Source organism: Antarctobacter sp., from assembly GCF_048262615.1.
Taxonomy (GTDB): domain Bacteria; phylum Pseudomonadota; class Alphaproteobacteria; order Rhodobacterales; family Rhodobacteraceae; genus Antarctobacter.
In genome coordinates this window covers 195,130-207,119 of record NZ_JBLXFB010000008.1, presented here as the reverse complement: position 1 = coordinate 207,119, position 11,990 = coordinate 195,130, and the positions used below count along the sequence as shown (strand labels likewise).

Annotated in this window: 13 protein-coding genes and 1 tRNA gene; 13 read left to right on the top strand and 1 reads right to left on the bottom strand. The window is 64.0% G+C overall.

What is annotated here, in order from left to right:
* Positions 1–16: 16 nt before the first annotated feature.
* The 10 genes from ACN0S5_RS11500 (at position 17) to ACN0S5_RS11455 (ending at position 9,939) form a co-directional block, all read left to right on the top strand.
* Positions 17–1,462, top strand: coding sequence for a 6-hydroxynicotinate reductase (locus ACN0S5_RS11500; protein ID WP_417208421.1), 1,446 nt, complete (start codon positions 17–19; stop codon positions 1,460–1,462).
* Entirely contained in the window at positions 1,459–2,328 is an 870-nt protein-coding gene (locus ACN0S5_RS11495) for a UPF0280 family protein (protein ID WP_417208402.1), read from the top strand. Before ACN0S5_RS11500 ends, ACN0S5_RS11495 begins: the two co-directional genes overlap by 4 nt.
* On the top strand, positions 2,321–2,905 hold the full coding sequence (locus ACN0S5_RS11490) for an amino acid synthesis family protein (RefSeq protein ID WP_417208401.1): 585 nt from the start codon (positions 2,321–2,323) through the stop codon (positions 2,903–2,905). Before ACN0S5_RS11495 ends, ACN0S5_RS11490 begins: the two co-directional genes overlap by 8 nt.
* Positions 2,902–3,480, top strand: a complete 579-nt coding sequence (locus ACN0S5_RS11485; protein ID WP_417208400.1) for an amino acid synthesis family protein — start codon at positions 2,902–2,904, stop codon at positions 3,478–3,480. The genes ACN0S5_RS11490 and ACN0S5_RS11485 overlap by 4 nt, the downstream gene beginning before the upstream one ends.
* A 211-nt stretch (positions 3,481–3,691) precedes the next feature.
* Entirely contained in the window at positions 3,692–4,765 is a 1,074-nt protein-coding gene (locus tag ACN0S5_RS11480; RefSeq protein ID WP_417208399.1) for a Rieske 2Fe-2S domain-containing protein, read from the top strand.
* A 56-nt stretch (positions 4,766–4,821) separates the two neighbouring features.
* Positions 4,822–6,030 carry an ABC transporter substrate-binding protein gene (locus ACN0S5_RS11475; protein ID WP_417208398.1) on the top strand — a complete coding sequence of 403 codons (1,209 nt, stop codon included), beginning with the start codon at positions 4,822–4,824 and terminating at the stop codon, positions 6,028–6,030.
* Between the two features lie 135 nt (positions 6,031–6,165).
* On the top strand, positions 6,166–8,025 hold the full coding sequence (locus ACN0S5_RS11470; RefSeq protein WP_417208397.1) for an ABC transporter permease: 1,860 nt from the start codon (positions 6,166–6,168) through the stop codon (positions 8,023–8,025).
* Positions 8,022–8,792, top strand: a complete 771-nt coding sequence (locus ACN0S5_RS11465) for an ABC transporter ATP-binding protein (protein ID WP_417208396.1) — start codon at positions 8,022–8,024, stop codon at positions 8,790–8,792. The genes ACN0S5_RS11470 and ACN0S5_RS11465 overlap by 4 nt, the downstream gene beginning before the upstream one ends.
* A complete protein-coding gene (locus ACN0S5_RS11460; RefSeq protein WP_417208394.1) occupies positions 8,785–9,486 on the top strand; it encodes an ABC transporter ATP-binding protein in 702 nt (233 codons plus the stop codon). Before ACN0S5_RS11465 ends, ACN0S5_RS11460 begins: the two co-directional genes overlap by 8 nt.
* A gap of 15 nt (positions 9,487–9,501) precedes the next feature.
* Positions 9,502–9,939 (top strand): MarR family winged helix-turn-helix transcriptional regulator, encoded by a 438-nt coding sequence (locus ACN0S5_RS11455; protein ID WP_417208393.1) that lies wholly within the window; start codon positions 9,502–9,504, stop codon positions 9,937–9,939.
* Positions 9,940–10,435: 496 nt separating this feature from the next.
* Here ACN0S5_RS11455 and ACN0S5_RS11450 read toward each other — a convergent pair.
* Positions 10,436–10,519, bottom strand: a tRNA-Leu gene (locus ACN0S5_RS11450).
* Between the two features lie 113 nt (positions 10,520–10,632).
* Between ACN0S5_RS11450 and ACN0S5_RS11445 the strand changes: the two genes are divergently transcribed.
* The 3 genes from ACN0S5_RS11445 to ACN0S5_RS11435 all read left to right on the top strand — a co-directional run bounded on the left by ACN0S5_RS11445 (position 10,633) and on the right by ACN0S5_RS11435 (position 11,902).
* Positions 10,633–11,211 (top strand): YqaA family protein, encoded by a 579-nt coding sequence (locus ACN0S5_RS11445; RefSeq protein WP_417208392.1) that lies wholly within the window; start codon positions 10,633–10,635, stop codon positions 11,209–11,211.
* Between the two features lie 14 nt (positions 11,212–11,225).
* Positions 11,226–11,684, top strand: coding sequence for a disulfide bond formation protein B (locus ACN0S5_RS11440; RefSeq protein ID WP_417208391.1), 459 nt, complete (start codon positions 11,226–11,228; stop codon positions 11,682–11,684).
* A gap of 74 nt (positions 11,685–11,758) precedes the next feature.
* On the top strand, positions 11,759–11,902 hold the full coding sequence (locus ACN0S5_RS11435) for a glyceraldehyde-3-phosphate dehydrogenase (protein ID WP_417208390.1): 144 nt from the start codon (positions 11,759–11,761) through the stop codon (positions 11,900–11,902).
* Positions 11,903–11,990 lie beyond the last annotated feature (88 nt).

Below are 11,990 nucleotides of genomic sequence, written 5' to 3'. Positions count from 1 at the left end.
CGATGCCTGTCCGGTCATGTGCTACATCGCCGACGGTCGCGCCGGGGCCTGTGACCGATACGCCAACGAGGGCGGTGAACTTGTCCGCCTCGATCCGCTGACCATCCTTGAAAACCGCGCCGACGTAGAACTGGTCCCCTTTCTGGACCGGGAATGGGACGGCGAGCTTGTCAGTGGCGAGGACACGTTTATCACCGCCGTCGGGTCCGGCACGACCTACCCCGATTACAAGCCCGCGCCGTTCATCGTCGCGTCAAGGACAGCGGGCGCGGATATGATCACCGTGGTGACAGAGGGGATCTTTTCCTACTGCGGTGCCAAGGTGAAGATCGACACCGACCGCCACCTTGGCAACGAATGCGCCGCCGTCCGCGCGGACGGCGAGATCATCGGCCATGTCACGACCTCTGAATACGGCTCTCAGATGCTGTCGCTGGGCGGTGTGCATCACCTGACCGGCGGATCAAAGAAAGAGGGCCGCGTCACCTGCGCCTCTCTGCTTGCGCTGTGCAATGGTGAAACGGTGGCGCTGACCATCGACGACGGTGCCGATCTTGAGATCACGGCCGGCAAGGCCCCCGTGGTCAACGGCCAGCAGGAACAGCGGATGCGCGTCGGCTGCGGCTCTGCCACGGTCGGCATGTTCGCCGCCCAGTGGAAAGGGCTGGTGGACGAGGTTGTGGTGGTCGATGACCACATCACCGGCATCATGTCCGAACATCAGGCGGGCAAGGTCATCGGCTGGGAGCCCTCTGGCATTCGCATCAAGGGCCGCCGCTCGACCCCCGGCCGATATTTTCAGGTGGCCGAGCCGGGCACCGGCTGGGGCGGCACCGACCTGACCGACCCGCTGACGATCCTCGACGCGTGGCAAGAGGCCAAGGGCGCGCGCCCCGGCCTGTCGCTGCTGATGGTCTCTACCACCGGGGAGCATTCTGCCTATTACGAACTGAACGACGCCCTCGAACCGGTCCAGAAGGAGATGCCCGAGCGGCTTTTCCCTTCCGTCGCGCGGATCGAGGAAAACTGTGAGCCATCGCTGACCTCTGTCCTCTTCATGGCGGGTGCCGGGGGATCGCTGCGGTCCGGTGTGACAGAAAATCCGGTCTCGCTCACCCGGTCTGTGCAGTCGCGCCTGACCCGCGTGACCTGTGGCGGCGCGCCGGTCTTTATGTGGCCGGGCGGCGGCATCACCTACATGGCCGATGTGACCCAGATGCCAAAGAACGCCTTTGGCTATGTCCCCACACCGGCCCTTGTCGCCCCGATAGAGTTCACCATGTCCGCCGCCGACTATGCCGCACTTGGCGGGCACATGGACTATGTCATGCCGATCGAGGACGCCCTACGCGGGATGAAAGGACGCCAGAACGATCACCGCCTGTCCGGCCGCCGGTCCGAGGGGCGCAAGCCGGGGGCCCCGTGGCCAGTGTCGCACGGCCCCAAGGAAGATGCGTCATGAGCTGGCTCGAATCTCCGACGGCGGGCCTGTCCCCGAATGGGCGGTTGCGCCTGATCCACGGGCCGATTGACCTCATCGTCACCGCCGAAGGCCCGGTTAAGGCCATCCGCGCCGCCTATGCCCGCGCCCGCGATGCCTTTGCCCCGGTTCTGACCACCCTTGCCTCTGAACTGCCCCGCCTGCGCGCGCCGCAGGGTCCGGACCTGACCGGTCCCGTCGCCCGCCGGATGCAATTGGCCACCGACCGCTTTGCCCCGACCTTTGTCACCCCGATGGCCGCCGTCGCCGGGTCGGTCGCCGACCACATCCTTGCCGCCATGCTGATCCCGGACCACAGCCTTGACCGGGCGCATGTGAACAACGGCGGCGATATCGCCCTCTGGACCGGGACAACGCCCCTGAGCCTTGCCATCTGCGAAGACCCGGTGACCGGGGCCGCAGGGGCGCGTGCCTCTGTCGCCGCCGGTGACGGGATCGGCGGCATCGCCACCTCTGGCTGGCGTGGCCGCTCACATTCGCTGGGCATCGCCGACGCTGTGACGGTCCTTGGCCGGGATGCCGCAACCGCCGATGCCGCCGCCACGCTGATCGCCAATGCGGTCAACCTGCCGGACCATCCCGGCATCCGCCGCACGCCCGCGCGCAGCCTTGCCCCCGACAGCGATCTTGGCGACCGTCTGGTGACCACCGATGTCGCCCCGCTGTCGGACCGCGCCCTGACCCGCGCCCTTGCGGCCGGTCTGATCGTAGCCAAAGCGTACCGCGACCGCGGCCTGATCGTCGCCGCATGTCTGGCTTGCCAGGGCATGCGGCGCACCGTTGGGTCCAACGTCGCCGAATATGGAAAGACCCTTGCCCATGCCTGAACCCAAGATCCGCAAAACCGCGATCCTGACCGAAACCATCTGGCACGAAGGCGGCCCCGTCGCCGAAAAGCCGCTGCGCCGGGCCGCCATCATGGCGGTGATCGCCAACCCGTTTGCCGGACGCTACGTGGAGGACATCCAGCCCTTCATGAAAGACCTCGAACCGCTGGGCGAGCAGATGGCGCAGGACCTGATCGACGCGCTTGGCGGTGACGCCTCGGTGATCGAGGGGTATGGCAAGGGCGCAATCATCGGCACAAACGGAGAGCTGGAGCATGGCGCGCTCTGGCACGCGCCCGGCGGCTATGCGATGCGCGCCAAGATCGAGAAATCCATGGCCATCGTGCCCTCGACCAAAAAGGTCGGCGGGCCGGGAACAAAGCTGGACGTGCCGATCACCCATGCCAATGCCTCATACGTGCGGTCGCATTTCGACTCGATCGAAGTGGGGCTTGCGGATGCGCCAAAGGCCGATGAGATGCTGCTGGTGCTGGTGATGACCACCGGCGCGCGCGTCCACAACCGCGCCGGGGGCCTCAGGGCCGAGGACGTCAAGGGCGAGGACGGGCTTCGGTGAAGATACGCAAGATCATCACTTTGGCCGAAGAGGTCCGGACCGAGATGGGGCAGACGCTGGCCTCGCCGTCGCGCCGGGCGCTGGCGGCGGCGGTGATCGAAAACCCCTTTGCCGGGGTCTATGCCGATGACCTGAACGACCTGATGGAAACCGGCGCAAAGCTGGGTGACCTGCTGGGCCGTGAGGCACTGGCCGCCCTGGGCTGCGCCACATCGGATGTTCAGGGCTACGGCAAGGCCGCACTTGTCGGCGAGTCCGGCGAGCTGGAACATGCCGCGGCACTGCTGCACCCGCAACTGGGCGCGCCGCTGCGCGCTGTGCTGGGGGGCGGCAAGGCGCTGGTGCCCTCGTCGAAATCAATGGGCGGTCCCGGTGTCGTGCTGGACGTGCCGCTGGGCCACAAGGACGCCGCCTATGTCCGCAGCCATTTCGACGGGATGCGGGTTTCGATCCCGGATGCCCCGCGCCCGGCAGAGATTGTCGTCGCCGTGGCCCTGCACCTGACCGGGCGGCCTCTGCCGCGCGTCGGCGGGCTGACGCATGACGATATGGTTGGCGAGGACGGGCTGAGATGATGCACGGCTTGCGCCATATGTCGCCTGTTCCCACAGGTAGAGATCACGTGGACCGCCCTCTCCCCGCTGCCCGCAAGGACGCATTGGTCCGGGCATTGGCCGGTCAGCTAGACCATCACCTGCCTGAGACAAAACGCAGACCACATACGGACCGCCGCGCCCACGCCGCATCCCGCGCGCCGCTTCGTACAGACCACAAGGAGCCGACACGATGACCCAATTCGTCCGCAACGCCTGGTATGTGGTCGCCTGGTCCACGGAGGTCGACGATCAGCTGCGACGCTATACGCTGCTGAATGAACATGTGGTCATGTTTCGCAAATCAGACGGGTCCATCGCCGCGCTCGAAGACAGGTGCCCGCACCGTCAACTGCCGCTGTCCATGGGCAAGCGGATCGGCGATACCGTGCAATGCGGCTATCACGGCCTGACCTTCGACGGCACGACAGGCATGTGTACCCGCGTCCCCGGACAGACAAATCTGCCGAAATCCGCCTATGTCGAGAGCTTCCCGATCGAGGAACGCCACGGCATCGTCTGGATCTGGATGGGCGACCCGGACAAGGCGGACCGCTCCAAGATCTTCGACTTGCCGCAATTCGACGCCCCCGGCTGGAAGGTCCATCACGGCGACGCGCTGCACCTGAAGGCCAACTACCTCAACGTGGCCGAAAACCTTGTCGACCCGGCCCATATCAGCTTTGTGCATCCCACCACCCTTGGCTCATCCGCGTCGGAAAACGTGCCCGTGCATGTCCAGACCGACGGCGATGCCATTCTGGCGTGGCGCTGGATTCGGGACGCGGAACCGGTGGGCTTCTTCAAGGGCTTTGGCGGGTTCACCGGCAACGTGGACCGCTGGCACTACTACTATCTTTATACCCCTAGCACCGCCGTCATCGACTTTGGCTCTGCCCCCGTCGAGGACAAGATCGGCGAGGACGAGCGCGACAGGGGCGTCCGCATCTTTGCGTTGCATTTCGTCACCCCAGTGACGGAGGATTATACAATCGACCGCTGGATGCACATCCGCAATTCCGCCCTCGATGATCCCAACGCGGAGGCGACAATGGACAAGATGTTCCGCGTCGCCTTTGCCGAGGACAAGGAGGTGCTGGAAGCCATTCAGGAAGAAGAAAACCGGCCCGCCAAGCGCCGTCCCATCCGCATCGCCATCGACAAGGGGCCGCTGGTTTACCGCAAACGGATCAACGAGTTGCTGGAACTGGAACGGACAGAGGACCTCGCGTCTCATCCTTCCCCGGCGTATGTCTACCACGATTGACCGGCGTCAGACCGGATAACCCGGCCAAAACGGCCAGCCAACAGAGGACACACCGCATGACCCTGACGAGACGTATGATGCTCGCCGCCGCCACCGCCCTGGCGCTGGCCCCTGCCGCCGCGACGGCGCAGGACACCATCAAGATCGGCGAGATCAATCACTACAAACGCATGGCCGCCTTCGCCGATCCCTACAAGAAGGGGATCGAGCTGGGGCTGAAAGAGATCAACGCCAAGGGCGGCGTGCTGGGCAAGCCGCTGGAGTTCATCTACCGCGATGATCAGGGCGACCCGGCCGAAGCGGTGAAGATCGCCGAGGAACTGATGACCCGCGATGGCGCGGTGATGCTGACCGGCTCTATCCTGTCGCACGTGGGCCTTGCGCTGTCGTCCTTTGCCGCTGAAAAAGGCTATCTGTACCTTGCGGCGGAACCGCTTGCCGACAGCCTTGTCTGGACCTCGGGCAACCCCAACACCTTCCGCCTGCGCGCCTCGACATGGATTCAGGCCGCCATGCTGGCCGAAGAGGCCGCCAAGACCGACGCGGTGAAATACGCCACAATCGCGCCGAACTATGCCTATGGGCAGGACGCGGTCGCGGCCTTCAAGGAAAACCTCCTGCGCCTGAAGCCCGAGGTTGAATTTGTCGCCGAACAGTGGCCCGCGCTGTTCAAGATTGACGCCGGTGCCGAGGTGCAGGCCATCGAACGCGCCAAGCCCGACGCGATCTACAACGTGACCTTCGGCACCGACCTTGCCAAGTTTGTCCGCGAAGGCGGCGACCGCGGCCTGTTCGAGGGCCGTCAGGTGTACGGCCTGCTGACAGGAGAGCCGGAATACCTTGAGCCCCTCGCCGATGAGGCGCCCGAGGGCTGGATCGTCACCGGATATCCCTGGTACGCATTCGAGGATGGCACCCCGGAAAAGGCCTTTGCCGACGCCTATACCGCAGAAACCGGCGAGACGCCGAAGATCGGCTCGCTTGTCGGCTACCTTGACGTGCTCTCTATCGCCGCCGCCATCGAAAAGGCCGGGGCCACGGACACCGCCAGCCTGATCGCCGCGTTCGAAGGGCTGGAGATCCCGGATACGCCAATCGGGCCGCTGATGTACCGCGCCGTCGACAACCAGTCGACGATGGGGGCCTATGTCGGGACCATCGCGCTGCAAGACGGCAAAGGCGTCATGGTCGACTGGTCCTACAAGGGTCCGGATGGCTACATGCCGTCGGACGAAGAAATCAAGGCGATGCGCCCCGCGGAGTAACCGGCGCACCTGACCAACCGGTATCGGGAGGCTGTGTGCCTCCCGATACCTCCGGTGCCTCCCCCCCAAGACTGTTACCGGCACGTAGAAGACCGGGGCCGCAGGGCCGCCGGATATTCCTGAGGACTTGACTGAATGGCCTTTCTTTTCGCCCAGTTCCTGACTGGCCTCGCCAATGCGTCTTCGCTCTTCCTTGTGGCCTCTGGCCTGTCGCTGATCTTTGGCGTCACCCGGATCGTGAACTTTGCCCATGGATCTTTCTACATGCTGGGGGCCTTTGTCGGCGTCACGCTGATGGAGGTGTTGCCCGGTTCCGTTGGTTTCTGGGGAGCAATCCTGCTGACCGGGCTTGCCATCGGGGCCGTGGGGGCCTTTGTCGAAGTGGTCGTCCTGCGACCGATCTACCGCGCGCCGGAACTGTTTCAACTGGTTGCAACCTTCGGCGTAATCCTCGTAATCCAGGACCTTGCGCTGATGATCTGGGGCGCAGAGGACCGGCTGGGACCACGGGCACCCGGATTGCGCGGCGTCTGGCGCGTGTTCGGAGAGCCGGTGCCGAAATACGACATCGTCATCATTGCGATCACGCCCTTTATCCTTTTTGCCCTGTGGTATCTGATCACCCGGACCCGTGTCGGCATCCTTGTCCGCGCCGCGACGCAGGACCGAGAGATGGTCGGGGCGCTTGGCGTCAATCAGGCGTGGCTCTTTACCGGGGTGTTCGCGCTTGGCTCGGCACTGGCGGGTTGGGGCGGCGCGCTGCAATTGCCCAAAGGCGGGGCGGATCTGCTGATGGATTTCAACATCATCGGCGCGGTCTTTGTCGTCGTGGTGATCGGCGGCATGGGCTCTTTGCCCGGCGCCTTTATCGCGGCGGTGCTGATCTCTGTGCTCAACGTGCTTGGCGTGACCTACCTGCCGCAGTCGACCCTTGTCCTGATGTTCGTGGTCATGGCGGTGGTGCTTATCATCCGGCCCTACGGCCTGCTGGGCCGGGAGGAGGTCGCCGGAGAACACGGTCAGGTCGGCGCACCCGAAACGCCGATCCGGCCCTATGGGACCACCGGGCAACTGCTGATCGTGGCCCTGCTGGCCCTGTTGGCCGCCCTGCCGCTGTTCGCAGACCGCTTTTTGCTGATCCTGATGATCGACATGCTGGTCTTCGCGCTCTTTGCCGCCTCATTGCATTTCATCCTTGGCTCTGGCGGACTGGTGAGTTTCGGCCATGCCGCCTTTTTCGGCGGCGGCGCTTATGCGGCGGCCCTGCTGGTCTTTCACACCGACACACCGATGGAACTGGCCTTCCTGTTTGCCCCCCTCGCCGCCGGTCTGCTGGCGCTTGGCATCGGGTGGTTCTGCATCCGGTTGACCGGCGTCTATTTCGCCATGCTCACCCTCGCCTTTTCGCAACTTGTCTGGTCGCTGGCCTTTCAGTGGCGCGGCGTGACACGCGGCGATGATGGCCTTGTGAACATCTGGCCGTCGCCGTGGCTGTCCGGCACCCTGCCCTACTACTACTTCACCCTTATCTTTGCCGTCGGCGGCATCCTCTTTCTGCGCCATGTGATCCATTCGCCCTTTGGCTACGCCCTGCGCGCCGGTCGCGACAGCCCCCGTCAGGCCGAGGCGATGGGGATCGACGTCAAGCGCATCCAGTACCTTGCCTTTGCTCTGGCCGGTGTCATGGCCGGGCTGGCGGGCGGCATTTTCGTCTTCTCCAAAGGCTCTGTCTTTCCGACCGAACTTGAGATCGCCGCCAGCTTTGACGCGCTGATCGTGGTCTTCCTTGGCGGCGTAAAGACGTTGGCCGGGGGTGTTGTCGGCGCGGGCTTTATGACCGTCGCCGAAGACTGGCTGACCCGGCTGGAATACTGGCGGCTGGTGCTGGGCCTTGTCATCATCGCCGTCGTCATCATCGCCCCAGAGGGCATCGTCGGATCGCTGCGCACCCTGTGGCAGAAGATACGCGGCAAGGATGAGGAGGCGGTGCAATGACCGAGATCCTGCGGGTCGAGAACCTGAAAAAGTCCTATGACGGCTTTCTCGCGGTCAACGGCGTCTCCTTTTCCGTCCAGCAGGGAGAGCTGAAGGCCCTGATCGGACCGAACGGTGCCGGGAAGTCCACCTGTTTCAACATGCTCATGGGCCAGTTGAAGCCGACCGCCGGGGATGTCTTTCTTGACGGGGAACGCATCACCGGCAAAAAGCCGCGCGAGATCTGGCGCAAAGGCGTCGGCCGGACCTTTCAGATCACCGGGACCTACCAGTCCATGACGGTGATCGAGAACGTCCAGATGGCGCTGATCAGCCATCATCGGCGGCTGTTTTCCATCGCCCCGCGCGCGTGGAAGCTGTACCGCGACGAAGCGTTCGAATTTCTTAAGACGGTGTCGATGGAAGATCAGGCCGACCGCCCCTGCTCTATCCTCGCGTATGGCGACCTCAAGCGGCTGGAACTGGCGATTGCCCTGACCCACCGGCCGCGCCTGTTGCTGATGGACGAACCGACCGCTGGCATGTCCCCGACCGCGCGGGTCGCGCTGATGCAACTGGTCGCCGATATCGTGGCGGCGCAGGGGGTTTCAGTCCTGTTCACCGAACATGACATGGACGTGGTTTTTGCCCATGCCCATCACATCATGGTGCTGAACCGGGGTGAGCTGATCGCTGACGGATCGGCCAACGAGGTGCGCAACAATCCGCAGGTGCAGGAAGTCTATCTGGGTGGCGGAACCCTCTTCAAGGAGGCAGCCGATGCTTAGTGTCGAAGGCATTCACAGCTACTATGGCAAGGCCGAAATCCTGCGCGGCCTGTCTTTCGGGATCAACCGGGGTGAGGTCGTCGCGCTGCTGGGGCGCAACGGTGCGGGCAAGTCCACCACCATGAAATCGGTCATGCAACTGGTCCGTCCCCGCAGCGGGCGCGTCGTCTTTCAGGACCGCGACCTGACCGGGGCCCCCGCCTTTCGCGTCGCCAAGTCCGGCATCGGCTATGTCCCCGAGGACCGGCGCATCTTCACCGACCTGACGGTAATGGAAAACCTCGAAGTTGGCCGCCAGCCAAGGCGCGAGGGCGCACCGGAATGGACCGTCGAGCAACTCTTTGACATCTTCCCGAACCTCGCGGAGCGGCGCACCAACCGGGGCAAGCATATGTCGGGCGGCGAACAGCAGATGCTGACGATCGCGCGCACCCTGATGGGCAACCCGATGCTCTTGCTGCTGGATGAGCCATCCGAAGGGATCGCCCCGGTGATTGTCGAAGAGATGGCCGAAACGATCCTCAAGCTGAAGTCCGAAGGGCTGACGGTGATGATCTCGGAACAGAACCTTCACTTTGCCCGCGCCGTGGCCGACCGCGCCATCATCATCGAGGGCGGCGAGAAGAAATTCGACGCCAGTTTCGAAGAACTCGAAGCCCAACCCGAAATCCGCGACGCCTATCTGTCGGTCTGACGAGGGAACCTGCCGGTGACAAAAACACCTGATGCCGAGGTTCAATCCTATGTCCTTGAAGAGCAGATCGGGTTTCTTCTGCGCAAGGCGTATCAGCGCAATTCCAATATCTTTCTGACCCTTGTGCCGGGGAATTTGACCACCATGCAGTTCTCGATCATGCGGCAGATCGCGGTGGGCGGACCGATTTCGCAGAACAGGCTGGGGCGCTCTGTCGCCATGGACGGGGCAACGACCAAAGGGGTGGTCGACCGGCTGATCGCGCGGGACTTGCTGACGGCCCGACGCGACCCCGAGGACAGGCGGCGACATCTGTTGTCGCTGACCCCGCAGGGCGAAGCGCTGATAACCGAAGCGGTAAAGGCCGCCGCCCGCGTGACGGCGGAAACGCTGTCGCCCTTGTCAAGCAGCGAACAGGACACCCTGCTCCGACTGCTGTCGCGGATCACCTGACCCGCTTTGGCCAAGGTCGATGCCCCGACAAGCACCAAGGCGTCACCTGCGCGCGCTTGATTGCTCCGCTTGCCGTCCGGCGTTTGTCACCCCGCGACCATCGGGTCCGACGCAGGGGAATACGCCCGCCTGAACGGCCCCCGCTCTCCGGGCGCAATCGGCAGATCGGCCAGCCCCCGCCGGTCATTGCCAAGATCCGGGCAGGCACGTCGAAAGCGGCGCACACAATCCGGCCCACGGGACACCGATACCACATCACCGGCGCAGCTCCGCACGGCCCATCCCTGTCGCCAAAGCGACCAGCGCACCGCCCCGCGCCGGAATGGCGACCGGCAACGAACCTCGGCGAATCCTGCTCCGGCGCCGACCGCGCCTCGATCAATTGGGCGTTACCCATCAAGACGCCGCAGACGGGACACAGGCGGTATCACACAGGCGGTATCGCCAACCGGCAAGGCCGAGACGACGCGCATTTTCAACGATTTATTGCGGATATTGGTGCCCAAGGTGGGAATCGAACCCACACGCCTTGCGGCGGGGGATTTTGAATCCCCTGCGTCTACCGTTCCGCCACTTGGGCCCGAGCCCGGTGTTTATCGCCGTCGCCGCGCCTCGTAAAGGGGGGATATCACGCGCTTGACGCCCCGACCGGCCCATGGTCTGACGTCCGCGACCGCCAATTCGGAGTGCCACATGCTGCGCCGCCTTTACGACTGGACCATGGCCCAGGCCGAAAGCCCCTATGCCCTTTGGGTTCTGGCCGGGGTCGCCTTCATCGAAAGTTCGGTGTTTCCGATTCCGCCCGACGTGCTGATGATTCCGATGGTGCTGGCCGCCCCGCGCCGGGCCTGGCTGATCGCGCTGGTGGCCACCGTGTCCTCGGTTCTGGGCGGGATACTGGGTTACGGCATCGGCTATTTCTTCTACGAAAGCCTTGGCCAGCCGATCCTCGAAAGCCTTGGCAAGGCCGACAAGATGGCCGCCTTCAACGCCAAGTTCAACGATGTCGGCTTCTGGGCGGTGCTGATCGCCGGGATCACGCCGTTTCCCTACAAGGTCATCACCATCATGTCGGGCTGGACGGCAATGCCGCTGGGCACCTTTATCGTCACCTCTATTGTGGCGCGCAGCCTGCGGTTCTTTGTGGTCGCCGGCCTGTTGCGCGCCTTCGGCACCCCGGTCCGCGCATTCATCGAGAAATACCTTGGACTGGTCTTCACCGCTTTTGTGATCGTGCTGATCGGCGGCTTTGTCCTGCTCAAGTACATCTGACACCGGAGATTCCCATGACCCGCCGCACCTACACCTTGCTTGCGCTTGCCGGTTCCGCCGGGCTGTTGCTGGGCGCGCTCTACTTTCAGTATTTCCGCGGCTTGCCGCCCTGCCAGTTGTGTTACTGGCAACGTTACGGGCATTTCGGCGCGCTGGGGTTCGGGGCCATTGCCCTGCTGATCCCCTCGCGCATCCTGCTGGGTCTGGGCGCGCTGGCGGCGCTGTCCAGCGCGCTGGTCGGCATCTTTCACAGCGGGGTGGAACGCAAATGGTGGGACGGGTTGAAAAGCTGCACCGCGCCCTCGATCGAGGGGCTGACACCTGCCGAGGCGCTGGAGGCGATCATGAACGCCCCCATGGTGCCCTGCGATCAGATCCCGTGGGAGCTGTTCGGTCTGTCGATGGCCAATTACAACGTCTTTGCCTCGGCGGCGATTGCGGGCCTCTTCGTGCTGGCGGCAAAATCGCGCTAAGGCGCCCGGCGTGACATGGCCCGCGCGCTCTGGCATGACGGGACGCAAAGACCCCCAGCAAAGGCCCACCCGTCATGACCAACCGGCTTGCCATCATCATCGGGCTACTACTTGTCGGCGCGATTGTCGCGGACCTGTATCTGAAGGATGGCAGCAACCTGCTGTTTCTCGGGCGAAAGTTCTTTGTCCTGATCGACTGGTTGGCCTTCTGGCGCTAAGCTTGCAGGGGTCGCTTGGGTTGACTTTGCAACGCTCAGGTGATTGTTAGCGGTAACAAGGCTTATTTCATCCGTTTCCGCCCCACGA

Bases quoted from the DNA above. Each gene is read 5' to 3' on its own strand.
- ACN0S5_RS11435 (WP_417208390.1), top strand. From the start codon at position 11,759: ATGACCAACCGGCTTGCCATCATCATCGGGCTACTACTTGTCGGCGCG.
- ACN0S5_RS11445 (WP_417208392.1), top strand. From the start codon at position 10,633: ATGCTGCGCCGCCTTTACGACTGGACCATGGCCCAGGCCGAAAGCCCC.
- ACN0S5_RS11500 (WP_417208421.1), top strand. From the start codon at position 17: ATGTGCTACATCGCCGACGGTCGCGCCGGGGCCTGTGACCGATACGCC.
- ACN0S5_RS11475 (WP_417208398.1), top strand. From the start codon at position 4,822: ATGACCCTGACGAGACGTATGATGCTCGCCGCCGCCACCGCCCTGGCG.
- ACN0S5_RS11470 (WP_417208397.1), top strand. From the start codon at position 6,166: ATGGCCTTTCTTTTCGCCCAGTTCCTGACTGGCCTCGCCAATGCGTCT.
- ACN0S5_RS11465 (WP_417208396.1), top strand. From the start codon at position 8,022: ATGACCGAGATCCTGCGGGTCGAGAACCTGAAAAAGTCCTATGACGGC.
- ACN0S5_RS11490 (WP_417208401.1), top strand. From the start codon at position 2,321: ATGCCTGAACCCAAGATCCGCAAAACCGCGATCCTGACCGAAACCATC.
- ACN0S5_RS11495 (WP_417208402.1), top strand. From the start codon at position 1,459: ATGAGCTGGCTCGAATCTCCGACGGCGGGCCTGTCCCCGAATGGGCGG.
- ACN0S5_RS11480 (WP_417208399.1), top strand. From the start codon at position 3,692: ATGACCCAATTCGTCCGCAACGCCTGGTATGTGGTCGCCTGGTCCACG.
- ACN0S5_RS11440 (WP_417208391.1), top strand. From the start codon at position 11,226: ATGACCCGCCGCACCTACACCTTGCTTGCGCTTGCCGGTTCCGCCGGG.
- ACN0S5_RS11460 (WP_417208394.1), top strand. From the start codon at position 8,785: ATGCTTAGTGTCGAAGGCATTCACAGCTACTATGGCAAGGCCGAAATC.